We start from the raw sequence: 15,102 nt of genomic DNA, 5'->3' as shown, positions 1-15,102 counted from the left end.
GCTTGCCCAACCCGAAACCGACCACTATCAACCCCAAGGACTCTCGTTATGAACGAGGGACGACCGGGGGACAGGTCACCCCTTGCCCGCACCGGGGCCGCCCGTCACGACGAAGAAATGGGCGCTCATGGGCCATCCTCGGGTTTGACAGGGTAAAGGGCTGCGGAAAGATCAACACAACATGGGCGTGGATCGAGGCAGCATGGATTTTCGTGGGGAAAACAGCACCGGTCTGCGCGGCAGAGGCATATCCTCTGACCAAAAAGGCAGAACTATCTGGTGCTTTTCAGTAGACTTTTGGTGGAGCCAAGGGGGATCGAACCCCTGACCTCTTGCATGCCATGCAAGCGCTCTCCCAGCTGAGCTATGGCCCCATATTGTGCATCCCGTCTGGTCTGCCCGCGTGCTTTTATGGAAGCGGCGAAGGGAGATCAAGCGAAAAATTGAGGGCCTGATCGAAGCTCCGGGGCCGGGGTTCGCGGGGCGTCTGGAGCCGGTTTCGCAGCGCCGATCTTGGATCGGACCGCACCTCGGCGCTGCCCGGACGTGCAATTCCGGCGGCATCGAAGCGTCCGCGCGGCGCGTCGATCCGGGAAAACGGGGCGGACACGGCTTTGTCTTGTGCGGGCCGCGTCGTGCCGCCATAGATTGGGGCAGGGAAACGCGCGCCTTCCTCAGATGTCTGCCCGGCCCGGTGGCCCAAGGTCCCGACCGGGAGGCCTGTCTGCGACCAGGGGCAAGCGGTTCCCACAGGTCGCGGGGAGAGCCGAGATGACCCATGCCCAACGCGGTGCAGAGGCGCCGCTGATGACCCCGGTGCTGATCGCCGGGTCGGTGATCCTGCTGATCGGATTCGCCGTCCGTGCCTCGTTCGGGGTGTTCCAGATCCCGATTGCCGAGGAATTCGGCTGGGCGCGGACCGAGTTCTCGCTGGCCATCGCGATCCAGAACCTTGCCTGGGGCATCGGCCAGCCGCTGTTCGGGGCCGTGGCCGAGAAGATCGGCGACCGCAAGGCCATCGTTGCGGGCGCGCTGCTTTACGCGCTGGGGCTGGTGCTTTCGGCCTTCGCGATCCAGCCTTGGCAGCTGCAGGGGCTCGAAGTGCTGGTGGGCTTCGGCATCGCCGGCACGGGCTTTGGGGTGATCCTGGCCATCGTCGGGCGCGCCGCGGCGCCCGAGCATCGGTCCATGGCGCTGGGGGTCGCGACCGCCGCCGGGTCGGCCGGGCAGATCGTGGGCCCGCCTGCGGCCGAGATCCTGCTGCGGTTTCAGCCCTGGCAGGGCGTCTTCGCGATCTTCGCGGTCGTGGTGCTGGCCGCGCTTTTCGCGCTGCCCTTCATCCGCTCGCCCCAGGTCGCGAGCCGGGCCGAGCTGGAGGAAAGCCTTGGCCAGGTCCTGAACCGGGCCTTCCGCGACCCGTCCTATGTGATGATCTTCATGGGGTTCTTTTCCTGCGGCTATCAGCTTGCCTTCATCACCGCGCATTTCCCGCCCTTCGTGGCCGAGCTGTGCGGCCCGATCGTGCCCGGCGGGACCCTGTCGGCGATCGGGATCACCACGACCTCGGCGCTGGGGGCGGTCGCGATCTCGGTGATCGGGGTCTTCAACATCGTCGGCACGGTGACGGCCGGATGGCTGGGCAACCGCTACAGCCGGAAATACCTGCTGGCCGGGATCTACACGGCGCGCACCATCGCCGCGGCGGCCTTCATCCTGATGCCGATCACACCCGGCTCCGTGCTGGTCTTCTCGATGGTGATGGGCGCGCTCTGGCTGGCAACGGTGCCGCTGACCAGCGGGCTTGTCGCCCATATCTACGGGCTGCGTTACATGGGCACGCTTTACGGCTTCGTCTTCCTGTCGCACCAGATCGGCGGCTTCCTCGGTGTCTGGCTGGGCGGCAAGCTTTACGATCTTTACGGCAATTACGATCTGGTCTGGTGGGTGGGCGTGGGCGTCGGCGCCTTCTCGGCGCTGGTGCATCTGCCGATCCGCGAGGCGCCGGCTCCCGCCCGCGTCGCCGCCTGAAGGCTTTGACGCAGGGCCAGGGCCTGCCCTATCCTGATCGCCTGCAAGGGAGGTCTGACGATGGCCGGAGGCTGGGCGCGCGACGGCGCGGTGAACGACCAGATCGACGCCTCGATCGAGGACGAGCTGAACCGGATGAAGGCCAGGCGCGCTCCGGTGGGCGACAGCCTGACGGACTGCGCCGACTGCGGCGAGCCGATCCCCGAGGCGCGGCGGCAGGCCCTGCCGGGCGTCAAGCTGTGCGTCGCGTGCCAGGGCGATCGCGACCGGCGGCCGGTGATCCGTGGCGGGATCAACCGGCGGGGGTCGAAGGACAGTCAGCTCAAGTGATGGCAGTTGCCGGATTGACCGGAAGGCCCCGATCCTGTACGGATCGCCGATCCGCACCTTCTGTCGCGTGAACAGAGGCCGCCTGCCCGGCATGACCGGGTCGCGGCGCAAGGTGTCGGGCAAATCCGTTCCCATCATCACGCGAGGGGTACAGGGACTGCCGCCAACCGGCCAGTAGGGTCGAGGCGTTGCGGGCCCGCTCACCCGTTCGCAGCGGCGAACGCATTTTGACGAGGCGTCCGCGACGGGCGCCCGAAAGGACACTGTGACGACATTCGACATGATGGGCCTGCCCAAGCGGCTTGTGACGCGACTGGCCGAGGCCGGCATCACCGAGCCCACCCCGATCCAGGCCCGTGCCATTCCTCCGGCGCTGGAGGGCCGCGACGTGATCGGTCTGGCGCAGACCGGCACCGGCAAGACCGCGGCCTTCGGGCTGCCGCTGCTGACCGCGCTGGCTGAAACCCGCGGCAAGCCCGTGCCCAAGACCGCCCGCGCCCTGGTGCTGGCCCCGACCCGCGAACTGGTCAAGCAGATCGCCGAGAGCCTTCGGCCGCTGGTCGCGGGCACGCCGGTCAGTGTCGAGACCGTGGTCGGCGGCGCTTCGCTTTCGGCGCAGGAAAAGCGGATGGCGCGCGGCGCCGATCTGCTGGTGGCGACGCCTGGGCGGCTGATCGACCTGATGGGCCGGGGCGCCGTGGTGCTGGCCGAGACCCGGTTCCTGGTGCTGGACGAGGCCGATCAGATGCTGGATCTGGGCTTCATCCATGCCCTGCGCCGGATCGCGGCCAAGCTGCCGAAAGAGCGGCAGACCATGCTGTTCTCGGCCACCATGCCCAAGCAGATGGACGAGATCGCGACCAGCTACCTGACCAATCCGGTCCGGGTCGAGGTGACGCCGCCCGGCACCGCCGTCGACAAGATCGTGCAATCGGTGCATTTTCTTGAGAAGGCCGAAAAGACCGGGCGTCTGATCGAGCTTCTGGACGGGCATCGCGACGACCGTGCCATCGTCTTCGGCCGCACCAAGCACGGCGCCGAGCGGCTGTCGAAACAGCTTGAACGGGCGGGCTTCGCGACCGCCTCGATCCATGGCAACAAGAGCCAGGGCCAGCGCGACCGCGCGATCAAGGCGTTCCGCGCGGGCGATGTGCGGGTGCTGGTGGCGACCGACGTCGCGGCGCGGGGCATCGACATCCCCGAGGTGCGCCACGTCTACAATTTCGACCTGCCGAACGTGCCCGACAACTATGTCCACCGGATCGGCCGCACCGCGCGGGCCGGGGCCGATGGCGCGGCGGTCGCGTTCTGTTCGCCCGAGGAGATCTCGGAATTGCGGGCGATCCACAAGGTGATGGGCTGCGCGATCCCGGTTGCCTCGGGCACGCCCTGGGAAGGGCTCGAACCGAAGCAGTCGCGGGGCGGCCCGCGCGGCGCAAGCAAAGGCGCGGGCAAACCGCCCGCCAAGGCCCGGGCGCGCCGCCGTCCGCGCAACAAGAGCCGCGCAGCGGCCTGACCCCGCTGGGGCGCTGTCGCTTCCCTCACTGGTTACGGAAAAGAACGCCCGCCCGGGAAACCGGGCGGGCGTTCTTCTGCATGGGGCTGCATGGGCGCGGTCAGGCCGGTTCGAGGTCGAGCCCGCGCCCTTTCAGCAGCGCCTCGACCCCGGGCAGCCGGCCCCGGAAGGCGGTGTAAAGCGCATCGGGTTCGGCCGTGCCGCCGGTCGACAGCACGTTGTCCTCCAGCGCCCGGGCCGTCGCCGGGTCGAAGGCGTCGCCGGTTTCCTCGAAGGCCGCGAAGGCGTCGGCATCCATCACCTCGGACCACATGTAGGAATAATAGGCCGAGGCATAGCCGCCCGCGAAGACATGGGCGAAATGCGGCGTCGCATGCCGCATCCGGATCGCGCGCGGCAGACCGATGGCCTCCAGCACCTCGGCCTGTTTCTGCATCGGGTCGGCGGGGGCGGGGCCATCGTGGAATTCCAGATCGACCAGCGCCGAGGCGATGAACTCGACCGTCTGGAAGCCCATGTCATAGGTCGCGGCCGCCAGCACCCGGTCGCGCATCGCCTCGGGCATCGGCTGCCCGGTTTCGGCATGGGTGGCGAAACGCTCCAGCACCTCGGGCACTTCCAGCCAGTGTTCGTAAAGCTGGCTCGGCAGTTCCACGAAATCGCGCGGCACCGAGGTGCCGGACAGGCTTTCATAGGTCACGTCCGACAGCATCTGGTGCAGGGCATGGCCGAATTCGTGAAACAGCGTCCGCGCATCGTCATAGGACAGAAGCGCGGGCCGCCCCTCGGCGGGTTTCGAGAAATTGCACACGTTCAGCACATGCGGGCGGATCTCGCCCATCAGCTTTTGCTGGCTGCGAAGCGCCGAGCACCAGGCCCCCGACCGCTTGCCCGCCCGGGCGAAATAATCGCCGATGAAGACGCCCATGTGACGGCCGTCGCGGGTGACCTCCCAGGCGCGGGCGTCGGGGTGGTGCAGATCGACGTCGAGCGGCGCGAAATCGAGCCCGAACAGACGGTGCGCGCAGTCGAAGGCCGCCTCGATCATCCGGTCGAGCTGCAGGTAGGGTTTCAGCTCGGCCTCGTCGAGATCGTGCAGCGCCCGGCGGCGTTTCTCGGAGTAATAATGCCAGTCCCAGGGCTCGAGCGGCGCCGACAGCCCGTCTGCGACCAGCATCTGTTCAAGGATCGCCGCATCGGCTTCGGCGCGCGCCCGGGCCGGGGCCCAGACCTGCATCAGCAGATCGCGCACGTTGCCGGGCGTCCTGGCCATTTCGGTTTCCAGCACATAGGCCGCATAGCTGTCATAGCCCAGAAGCGCCGCGCGCTCGGCCCGAAGCGCCAGCGTCTCGGCCACGATGGCGCGGTTGTCGGTGGCGCCGCCGCGCGCGCCGCGCGAGGTCCAGGCCTCGTAGGCTGCCTTGCGCAAATCGCGCCGGGGCGAGAATTGCAGGAAAGGCACGATCACCGAGCGCGACAGCGTCACGACCGGGCCGTCCGCGCCGCGTTCGGTGCCCGCCGCCCGGGTGGCTTCGGCAACGAAGCCGGGCAAGCCCGCCAGATCGGCCTCGGCCAGCGGCATCGTCCAGTCACGCTCGTCGGCCAGCAGGTTCTGGGCGAAGGCGGTCGACAGCTCGGCCAGCCTTGTGTTGATTTCGCGCAGCCGCCCGCGCCCCTCTTCGGGCAGCGCCGCGCCCGCGCGGACGAAATCGCGATGCTTCAGCTCCAGCAGCCGGGCCTGTTCTGCGGTCAGATCCAGCGTCTCGCGGGCCTGCCAGACCGCGTCGATCCGTGCGAACAGCGCGCGGTTCAGCACCACATCGGACGAAAATTCAGCCAGTTTTGGTGAAAAGGCGCGTTGCAGTGCCTCGCGTTCCGGGGTCGACGAGACCGAGGCCAGCAGGAAGAAGACCGACAGCACGTCGGACAGCGCCTGGCCGGTGCGTTCCAGCGCCTCGATGGTATTGGCGAAATCGGGCGGCTCGGGGGCCTCGGCGATGGCCGCGATCTCGGCCCGGGCGTCGCTCAGCGCCTGATCGAAGGCCGGGGCGAAATCCGCGTCCGAGACGGCGGCGAAGGCGGGAAGCTCGAACGGTGCCGTGCGCGGCGCCAGCAGGGGATTGGTCATGGGGATCTCCGTTTGCCAGAAGGCATAGCCGGATCACGGCCGGGTTCAAGGCCGGCCCGGCACCGGTGTGCGTTCGCGCAGGGCGGGCAGCAGGCGGCCCGGCACGGCCAGCCGCGCCCCGATCCGCGTCCAGGCCGCCGCGACCGCCCGGTCGAAGGCGGCCAGTTTCAGCGTCGCGACCAGCCAGCCCAGCACCGCGCCGGCAAGCGTCTGCCAGATCGTGTGCCGCCCGGCGTCGATCCGCGAGGCGCCGACGAACCCGGCCGACAGCACCGCCACCGCCTGCGCGCCGGGGCTGTCGCGCAGGCAGCTTGACACCAGCGCGCTCGCGCCGAAGCTGGCCGCTGCGGTGTGCCCCGACGGGAAGCCATGGCTGCCGCCATCCGGGCGGCGATTGATCGGCCGCTGGCCGAGCGCGGCCTTGGGCAGCTTGATTCCGGCTTCGAGCAGAAGGTATCGTCCGGCATAAAGGGGGGCCTGACCGCGGGTCGCGGCGCAGACCAGCCCGGCGGCGGGCAGGGCGATCTGCAGATGGTCGCCGGTCCGGCGGGCGCGCCCGTCCGCGACAGTGACCGAAAGCAGGACCAGCGCCAGCATCGCCGAAAGAGCGGCGGGGCGCAGCAAAAGCGAGGAGGACGGCAAGCGCATGGCGAACGGGCCTGTCTCGGGAGTCAGATGCACCTTCTTTCGGCGAGATCTGTAACGGTTTGGTATAGAGTCGTGGTCCCCTGGCGTCGATCGGGACCGAAACCGGACCTTGCGGGCCAGTCTTGCCACATCTTCGGCAGGGTTACCTTGGCCATGCTTCACGACGTCCGGGCTTTCGCCCAAGTTTGCGATCACACTCTTCGCGAGCGTGATCACAAAGGCAAAAAACATCGGATGATCACGGGAATTTAGGGAAAAGGGCGTTTCGCCGCACCACGATTCCGTGCTTAGAGAACGGTAAATCGTACCAGCACGGGACAGTTTGATGAACATCCACGAATACCAGGCCAAGGCGTTGCTGCGCAGCTACGGCGCGCCGGTCTCGAAAGGGCATGTCGTCACCAAGGCCGAAGAAGCGAAGGCCATCGCGGCCGACATCGACGGGCCGATCTGGGTCGTCAAGGCACAGATCCACGCAGGCGGCCGCGGCAAGGGCCACTTCATCGAGGAAGAGGCGGGCGAGAAGGGCGGCGTGCGGCTGACCAAATCGGTCGGCGAAGCCGCCGAGGAAGCCAGGAAGATGCTGGGCCGTACCCTCGTCACCCATCAGACCGGCCCCGCGGGCAAGCAGGTCGGCCGGGTCTACATCGAGGAAGGCGCGGGCATCGACCGCGAACTGTACCTGGCCCTTCTGGTGGACCGTCAGACCAGCCGGGTGGCTTTCGTCTGCTCGACCGAGGGCGGCATGGACATCGAGGAGGTCGCCGCCAAGACCCCCGACCGCATCCTCAGCTTCTCGGTCGATCCCGTGACCGGCTATCAGGGCTATCACGGCCGCCGCATCGCCTTTGCGCTGGGGCTGACCGGCAACCAGATCAAGCAATGCGTCCGGCTGATGGGCCAGCTTTACAAGCTGTTCACCGAGAAGGATTGCGAGCTTCTGGAAATCAACCCGCTGATCGTCACCGATCAGGGCGACCTTCGCTGCCTCGACGCCAAGATGAGCTTCGACTCGAACGCGCTCTACCGGCAGGAGGACATCCTGGCGCTGCGCGACGAGACCGAGGAAGACCCCAAGGAGCTTCAGGCCTCGAAATACGACCTGAACTATATCGCGCTCGACGGCGAGATCGGCTGCATGGTCAACGGCGCGGGCCTGGCCATGGCGACGATGGATATCATCAAGCTGTACGGCGCCGAGCCCGCAAACTTCCTCGATGTGGGCGGCGGCGCCACCAAGGAGAAGGTGACCGAGGCCTTCAAGATCATCACCTCGGACCCGAACGTGAAGGGCATTCTGGTGAACATCTTCGGCGGCATCATGCGCTGCGACGTGATCGCCGAGGGTGTGGTCGCCGCGGTCAAGGAAGTCGGTCTCAAGGTGCCGCTGGTCGTGCGCCTCGAAGGCACCAATGTCGAGAAGGGCAAGGCCATCATCAATGGCTCGGGTCTCGACGTCATCGCGGCGGACGATCTGTCGGACGCGGCGCAGAAAATTGTCAAAGCGGTGAAGGGGTAAGATCCATGGCGGTTCTCGTCGACGAAAACACCAAGGTGATCTGCCAGGGCTTCACCGGCAGCCAGGGCACCTTCCATTCGGAACAGGCCATCGCCTACGGCACCCAGATGGTGGGCGGCGTCACGCCCGGCAAGGGCGGCCAGACCCATCTGGACCTGCCCGTCTTCAACTCGTGCCACGAGGCCGTGGCCAGGACCGGCGCCAACGCCTCGGTGATCTACGTCCCGCCGCCCTTCGCGGCCGACTCGATCCTCGAGGCGATCGACGCCCAGATCCCGCTGATCGTCTGCATCACCGAGGGCATCCCGGTGATGGACATGATGACCGTCAAGCGGGCGCTGGAAGGCTCGAACTCGATCCTGATCGGGCCGAACTGCCCGGGCGTCATTACACCGGACGCCTGCAAGATCGGCATCATGCCGGGCCATATCCACAAGCGCGGATCGGTCGGCGTGGTGTCGCGCTCGGGTACGCTGACCTATGAGGCGGTCAAACAGACCACCGATGTGGGGCTGGGCCAGTCGACCTGCGTCGGCATCGGCGGCGACCCGATCAAGGGCACCGAACATATCGACGTGCTGGAATGGTTCCTCGCCGATGACGAGACCCAGTCGATCATCATGATCGGCGAGATCGGCGGCTCGGCCGAAGAGGAAGCGGCCCAGTTCATCAAGGACGAGGCCAAGAAGGGCCGCAAGAAACCCGTCGCGGGCTTCATCGCCGGTCGCACGGCGCCGCCCGGACGCCGCATGGGTCATGCCGGCGCCATCGTCGCCGGTGGCAAGGGCGGGGCCGAGGACAAGATCGAGGCGATGAAATCGGCCGGGATCGTCGTGGCGGACAGCCCGGCGCATCTTGGCGAGGCGGTGCTGAAGGCGATCGGCTGAGCCCGGTCGCCGAGGGAGGCAGAATGGGCTTTGCGGCTGCCGTAAAGGTCTGTTTCAGAAAGTACTTCACCTTTTCGGGGCGGGCGTCCCGCCCCGAATACTGGTGGTTCGTCCTGTTCATGCTGCTGGGCGGTATCCTGGCCGCTGTGCTGGACGGGCTGCTGTTCTGGGGCGATGTCAGCGTCGGGGCCGAGGGTGTCTCGGCCGAAACCAGCGGGCCGCTCAACGGGCTTTTCGGTCTCGTCACCCTCGTGCCCGGGCTGGCCGCCGGTTGGCGCAGGATGCATGACAGCGGCCGCAGCGGGCTCTTTCTGCTTTATCCGCTGATCGTGCTGGTGGGCATCGCCGGTTTTGCGAATTTCATCGGTGCCTTCGATGCCGCCACCACGGGCGACGTTGCGCAGATGTTCACCGGCCTCGCGGGCGTCGTGCTTGCCCTGTCGGTCGTGGTGCTGATGATCTCGCCGCTTCTGGTGATCTGGTGGCTGACCCGCCCGTCCCAGCCCGGCCCCAACCCATACGGTCCAAACCCCCATGAGGTAGCTCCATGACCGAGCAAAGCGCGAACGACATCTTTCACAGCTCGTCCTTCCTGCAGGGGCACAATGCCGAGTATGTGGAACAGCTTTACGCCCGCTATGCCAATGACCCGAACGCGGTCGACGAGGCCTGGCAGAGGTTCTTCGCCGAGCTGGGCGACGACGAGGTTTCGGTCAAGCGCGAGGCGGCGGGGCCGAGCTGGGCCCGGCGTGACTGGCCGCCCGCGCCGAATGACGATCTGACCGCGGCGCTTGACGGGCAATGGCCGACGCCGCCCGCCCCCCGCGAGGCCAAGGCGGCCGAGGAGAAGATTCGCGAGAAGGCCAACGAAAAAGGCGTCGAGGTCACCGATGACGAGGTCAAGCGCGCGGTGCTCGACTCGATCCGGGCGCTGATGCTGATCCGGGCCTACCGGATCCGGGGCCATCTGGTGGCCGATCTCGACCCGCTGGGGCTGCGCAATCCGACGCCGCATCCCGAGCTCGACCCGGGGTCCTACGGCTTCACCGATGCCGACATGGAGCGGCCGATCTTCATCGACAACGTGCTGGGCCTGCAGGTTGCCTCGATGCGCGAGATCCTCGCCATCGTGCAGCGGACCTATTGCGGCACCTTCGCGCTGCAATACATGCATATCTCGGACCCCGAACAGTCGTCCTGGCTGAAGGAGCGGATCGAGGGCTATGGCAAGGAAATCAAGTTCACCCGCGAGGGTCGGCGCGCGATCCTGAACAAGCTGGTCGAGGCCGAGGGCTTCGAGAAGTTCCTGCATGTGAAATACATGGGCACCAAGCGCTTCGGCCTCGACGGCGGCGAGGCGCTGATCCCGGCGATGGAACAGATCATCAAGCGGGGCGGCGCGCTGGGCCTGAAGGAAATCGCCATCGGCATGCCCCACCGCGGGCGCCTCTCGGTGCTGGCCAACGTGATGGGCAAGCCCTACCGCGCGATCTTCAACGAATTTCAGGGCGGCAGCTTCAAGCCCGAGGATGTCGACGGCTCGGGTGACGTGAAATACCACCTCGGCGCGTCATCCGACCGCGAATTCGACGGCAACACGGTGCACCTGTCGCTGACCGCGAACCCCTCGCACCTCGAGGCGGTGAACCCCGTGGTGCTGGGCAAGACCCGCGCCAAGCAGGCGCAGATGAACGATCATGACCGCAAGCAGGTCCTGTCGGTCCTTCTGCACGGTGACGCGGCCTTCGCGGGGCAGGGCGTGGTGGCGGAATGTTTCGGGCTGTCGGGGCTGGTTGGCCACCGCACCGGCGGCACCATCCATATCGTCGTGAACAACCAGATCGGCTTCACCACGGCGCCGCATTTCTCGCGGTCCTCGCCCTATCCGACCGACATCGCGCTGATGGTCGAGGCGCCGATCTTCCACGTCAACGGAGACGACCCCGAGGCGGTGGTGCATGCGGCCAAGGTCGCCACCGAGTTCCGCCAGAAATTCGGCAAGGACGCGGTGCTGGACATCTTCTGCTACCGCCGCTTCGGCCATAACGAGGGGGATGAACCGATGTTCACCAACCCCCTGATGTATCAGAAGATCAAGAAGCATAAGACCACGCTGCAGCTTTACACCGAGCGGCTGGTCGAGGACGGGCTGATCCCCGAGGGCGAGATCGAGGACATGAAGGCCGCCTTCCAGTCCCATCTCAACGAGGAATTCGAAGCCGCCAAGGAATACAAGCCCAACAAGGCCGACTGGCTCGACGGGCGCTGGTCGCATATCCAGCGCGGCGGCGGCGACGACTATCAGCGCGGCGACACCGCGATCGGCGAGGAAACCCTGCAGGAGCTGGGCCAGGCCCTGACCGCGCCGCCCGAGGGCTTCGAGGTCCACAAGACCGTGGGCCGCCTGCTTGACGCCAAGAAAGAGATGTTCGCGACCGGCAAGGGCTTCGACTGGGCGACCGCCGAGGCGATGGCCTTCGGCAGTCTGCTGACCGAGGGCTATCCGGTGCGGCTGGCCGGTCAGGACAGTGCCCGCGGCACCTTCAGCCAGCGCCATTCCGCGCTGATCGACCAGAACAGCGAGGAGCGCTATTATCCGCTGAACCACATCCGCAAGGGGCAGGCGAAATACGAGGTCATCGACTCGATGCTCTCGGAATATGCCGTCTTGGGCTTCGAATACGGCTACAGCCTCGCCGAGCCCAATGCGCTGGTGATGTGGGAAGGCCAGTTCGGCGATTTCGCCAATGGCGCGCAGATCATGTTCGACCAGTTCATCAGCTCGGGCGAACGCAAGTGGCTGCGGATGTCGGGGCTGGTGGTGCTGCTGCCGCATGGCTATGAAGGGCAGGGGCCGGAACACAGCTCTGCCCGGCTCGAACGCTTCCTGCAGATGTCGGCCGAGGATAACTGGATCGTCGCCAACTGCTCGACGCCCGCCAACTACTTCCACATCTTGCGCCGCCAGCTGCATCGCAGCTTCCGCAAGCCGCTGATCCTGATGACGCCGAAATCGCTGCTGCGGCACCGGCTGGCGGTGTCCGAAGCGCAGGACTTCGTCACCGGGTCGTCGTTCCACCGGGTGCTGTGGGACGATGCCGATGCGGGCCGCGCCTCCGACACCCGGCTCAAGCCCGACGATCAGATCCGGCGCGTGGTGATCTGTTCGGGCAAGGTCTATTACGACCTGCTGGAAGAACGCGACGCCCGCGGCATCGACGATGTCTATCTGATGCGGCTCGAACAGTTCTATCCGTTCCCGGCGCTCAGCCTCGTCAAGGAACTGGGCCGCTTCCGCGATGCCGAAGTCGTCTGGTGTCAGGAAGAGCCCAAGAACCAGGGCGGCTGGACCTTCATCGAGCCCAATCTCGAATGGGTCCTGACCCGCATCAACGCCAAGCACGGCCGGCCCCGCTATGCGGGCCGTCCCGCCGCCGCCTCGCCGGCCACGGGCCTCGCCAGCACGCATAAGGCACAACAAGCCGCGCTCGTGAACGACGCGCTGACCATCGAAGGATAATCGCCATGTCCACAGAAGTCCGTGTTCCGACGCTCGGGGAAAGCGTCACCGAGGCCACCGTCGCCACCTGGTTCAAGAAGCCCGGCGATGTTGTCGAGGCCGACGAGATGCTTTGCGAGCTGGAAACCGACAAGGTGACGGTCGAGGTGCCCGCCCCTGCTGCGGGGACCCTGTCCGAGATCGTCGCCGCCGAAGGCGAAACCGTGGGCGTCGATGCGCTTCTGGCCACCATCGCCGAGGGCGCCGCCGCGCCCGCGCCGAAATCGAACGGCGGCGCCCCCGCCTCGGCCCCGGCTGCCGAGGCCGCCACCGAAGAGGTGCCGGTGATGGTGCCGACCCTGGGCGAAAGCGTGACCGAGGCCACCGTCTCGACCTGGTTCAAGCAGGCCGGCGACACGGTCGAGCGCGACGAGATGCTCTGCGAGCTGGAAACCGACAAGGTCTCGGTCGAGGTGCCCGCCCCCGCCTCGGGCGTGCTGAAGGACATCCTCGCGGGCGAGGGCACCACCGTCGAGGCGGGCGGCCAGCTGGCCGTGCTGCTGGCGGGCGAAGGTGCTGCCTCTGCCCCGGCGGCAAGTCCGGCCCCCGCGCAGGGCGCCGGCGGCGGCAAGGATGTCGAGGACGCCCCCTCGGCCAGGAAGCTGATGGCCGAAAAGGGCCTGACCGCGGCCGAGGTCGCGGGCACCGGCCGCGACGGGCGCATCATGAAGGAAGACGTGCTGAAGGCCGCCTCGGCTCCGAAACCGGCCGCCGCCGCGCCCCGCGCGCCCGAGGCCCCCAAGCCCGCCGCCATCCCGGACGCGGCCCGCGCGCCGATCCCCGCCGAGGATGCCGAGCGCGAGGAACGGGTCAAGATGACCCGGCTTCGCCAGACCATCGCCCGCCGACTGAAGGACGCCCAGAACAGCGCCGCGATGCTGACCACCTATAACGAGGTGGACATGTCCGGCGTGATGGCGCTCCGGAAGGAATACAAGGACCTCTTCGAGAAGAAGCACGGGGTGAAACTGGGCTTCATGTCCTTCTTCACCAAGGCCTGCTGCCACGCGCTGTCCGAGGTGCCCGAGGTCAACGCCGAGATCGACGGCACCGACATCGTCTACAAGCGCTTCGTCCATATGGGCATCGCGGTCGGCACGCCCTCGGGGCTGGTGGTGCCGGTGCTGCGCAATGCCGATTCGATGAGCTTCGCCGAAATCGAGAAGCGGATCGCCGAAATGGGCACCCGCGCCCGTGACGGCAAGCTGTCGATGGCCGAGATGCAGGGCGGCACGTTCACCATTTCGAACGGCGGGGTCTATGGCTCGCTGATGTCTTCGCCGATCCTGAACCCGCCGCAATCGGGCATCCTCGGCATGCACAAGATCCAGGACCGCCCGATGGTCGAGGGCGGCCAGATCGTGATCCGTCCGATGATGTATCTGGCGCTCAGCTACGATCACCGCATCGTCGACGGCAAGGGCGCGGTCACCTTCCTCGTCCGCGTCAAGGAAGCGCTGGAAGACCCGAGACGGCTGCTGATGGATTTGTGAGGCAATGTCGGGCGATACCGGACTGAAGCCCGGCGAGGTGTATTGGGTGATAGGCGTCAAGGACGCCTATCACGCTGCCACTGGATGCCTGGATTTCAATTCGCGGGACGCCCGCAAGTGGTTCAACGAAAGGGGATATTCCGTGTTCAAACTGGAACGCCCCATTGACGAGACTGCCGTAGACCGAGAGGATCCATGACCCCCGAACTCGCCGCTCTCGCCGCCACCGCCGTCATCCACCTTGCCGCCGTGCTCTGGTCCCAGCGCGCGCTCGAGGCCGATGTGGGGCGCGACGGCAATACCGGCCCCCGCGACGATATCGCGGACCGGCTGTCGCCCCTGACCCTCCGCCTGCGCCGGGCGCTGGCAAATCATGTCGAGAATACCGGGCTTTTCGTGATCGCCGTCGTTCTGGTGCAGTTCACCGGCTCCAATGGCTGGCTCACCGGGCTTGCCGCCTGGATCTTCGTCGCCGCCCGCGCGCTTTACCTGCCCGCCTATGCCTTCGGCTGGGTGCCCTGGCGGTCCGTCATCTTCATGGCTGGGCTTCTGGCCTGTTTCGCCATGATCCTCGCCAGCATCTTCTGAGGCCCGCATGACCCCCGAACTCACCGCCCTCGCCCTCGCGATCCTCGTCCAGGCCGTGCAATTCGTCCTCATGGCGATCCCCGCCAACATGGAGCTTGGCACGGAATATACCACGAGCCCCCGCGACACGCCCCCCGACCAGCAGCTCTCGCGCCGGACCGGACGGATGCAGCGGGCACTGAACAACCATTTCGAGGGGCTGATCCTCTTCACCGCAGCGGTGGTCCTCGTCACCGTCTCGGGCCAGTCGAGCTGGTTCACCGCGCTCTGCGCCTGGATCTACCTGATCGCCCGCATCGCCTATGTGCCCGCCTATGTCCGGGGCTGGGTGCCGGCACGCTCGATGATCTGGGCCGCGGGCTTTGCCGCGACCGTCCTGATGACGCTCGCCAGTCTGATATGAACT

The 15,102-nt window shown here is 66.9% G+C and carries 12 protein-coding genes and 1 tRNA gene; 10 read left to right on the top strand and 3 right to left on the bottom strand.

All coding sequences use genetic code 11. The features are described from left to right. Window positions 1-298 precede the first annotated feature (298 nt). Window positions 299-374: transfer RNA gene (locus tag DSD19_RS21105), tRNA-Ala, on the bottom strand. 397 nt (window positions 375-771) lie between these two features. On the opposite strand from DSD19_RS21105, the gene DSD19_RS21095 reads away from it, so the two are divergent. From DSD19_RS21095 to DSD19_RS21085, 3 genes are all read left to right on the top strand, one after another. After that, window positions 772-2,028 (top strand): MFS transporter, encoded by a 1,257-nt coding sequence (locus DSD19_RS21095; protein WP_075784389.1) that lies wholly within the window; start codon window positions 772-774, stop codon window positions 2,026-2,028. 60 nt (window positions 2,029-2,088) lie between these two features. Further along, window positions 2,089-2,358: a DksA/TraR family C4-type zinc finger protein gene (locus DSD19_RS21090; RefSeq protein ID WP_075784390.1), complete on the top strand. Its 270-nt coding sequence runs from the start codon at window positions 2,089-2,091 to the stop codon at window positions 2,356-2,358. A 265-nt stretch (window positions 2,359-2,623) separates the two neighbouring features. Beyond that, window positions 2,624-3,874, top strand: a complete 1,251-nt coding sequence (locus DSD19_RS21085; RefSeq protein WP_243628194.1) for a DEAD/DEAH box helicase — start codon at window positions 2,624-2,626, stop codon at window positions 3,872-3,874. A 100-nt stretch (window positions 3,875-3,974) separates the two neighbouring features. On the opposite strand, the gene DSD19_RS21080 is transcribed toward DSD19_RS21085, so the two are convergent. Then, window positions 3,975-6,002 carry a M3 family metallopeptidase gene (locus DSD19_RS21080; RefSeq protein WP_113670991.1) on the bottom strand — a complete coding sequence of 676 codons (2,028 nt, stop codon included), beginning with the start codon at window positions 6,000-6,002 and terminating at the stop codon, window positions 3,975-3,977. A gap of 45 nt (window positions 6,003-6,047) precedes the next feature. Continuing rightward, on the bottom strand, window positions 6,048-6,650 hold the full coding sequence (locus DSD19_RS21970; protein WP_165828204.1) for a phosphatase PAP2 family protein: 603 nt from the start codon (window positions 6,648-6,650) through the stop codon (window positions 6,048-6,050). Window positions 6,651-6,975: 325 nt separating this feature from the next. Here DSD19_RS21970 and sucC point away from each other — a divergent pair, with 325 nt between their 5' ends. The 7 genes from sucC (at window position 6,976) to DSD19_RS21040 (ending at window position 15,099) form a co-directional block, all read left to right on the top strand. Continuing rightward, entirely contained in the window at window positions 6,976-8,169 is a 1,194-nt protein-coding gene (gene sucC / locus DSD19_RS21070) for an ADP-forming succinate--CoA ligase subunit beta (protein WP_075784394.1), read from the top strand. A 5-nt stretch (window positions 8,170-8,174) separates the two neighbouring features. Beyond that, complete coding sequence (gene sucD, locus DSD19_RS21065) at window positions 8,175-9,056, top strand: succinate--CoA ligase subunit alpha (RefSeq protein WP_075784395.1); 882 nt, start codon at window positions 8,175-8,177, stop codon at window positions 9,054-9,056. A 23-nt stretch (window positions 9,057-9,079) separates the two neighbouring features. Continuing rightward, the gene (locus DSD19_RS21060; RefSeq protein WP_075784396.1) at window positions 9,080-9,607 is read left to right on the top strand and encodes a DUF805 domain-containing protein; all 528 of its coding nucleotides are present in this window, start codon (window positions 9,080-9,082) and stop codon (window positions 9,605-9,607) included. Then, a complete protein-coding gene (locus DSD19_RS21055) occupies window positions 9,604-12,576 on the top strand; it encodes a 2-oxoglutarate dehydrogenase E1 component (protein WP_113670989.1) in 2,973 nt (990 codons plus the stop codon). Before DSD19_RS21060 ends, DSD19_RS21055 begins: the two co-directional genes overlap by 4 nt. A gap of 5 nt (window positions 12,577-12,581) precedes the next feature. Next, window positions 12,582-14,108, top strand: a complete 1,527-nt coding sequence (gene odhB / locus DSD19_RS21050; protein ID WP_113670988.1) for a 2-oxoglutarate dehydrogenase complex dihydrolipoyllysine-residue succinyltransferase — start codon at window positions 12,582-12,584, stop codon at window positions 14,106-14,108. Window positions 14,109-14,303: 195 nt separating this feature from the next. Next, on the top strand, window positions 14,304-14,696 hold the full coding sequence (locus tag DSD19_RS21045) for an MAPEG family protein (protein ID WP_113670987.1): 393 nt from the start codon (window positions 14,304-14,306) through the stop codon (window positions 14,694-14,696). 7 nt (window positions 14,697-14,703) lie between these two features. Further along, window positions 14,704-15,099, top strand: a complete 396-nt coding sequence (locus DSD19_RS21040; protein ID WP_075784401.1) for an MAPEG family protein — start codon at window positions 14,704-14,706, stop codon at window positions 15,097-15,099. Window positions 15,100-15,102: the final 3 nt, after the last annotated feature.

The organism is Rhodovulum sp. BSW8, assembly GCF_003314725.1.
GTDB lineage: Bacteria > Pseudomonadota > Alphaproteobacteria > Rhodobacterales > Rhodobacteraceae > Rhodovulum > Rhodovulum visakhapatnamense.
Note: the sequence above shows the minus strand (reverse complement) of the source record. Positions and strands in the feature narration are given on the sequence as shown.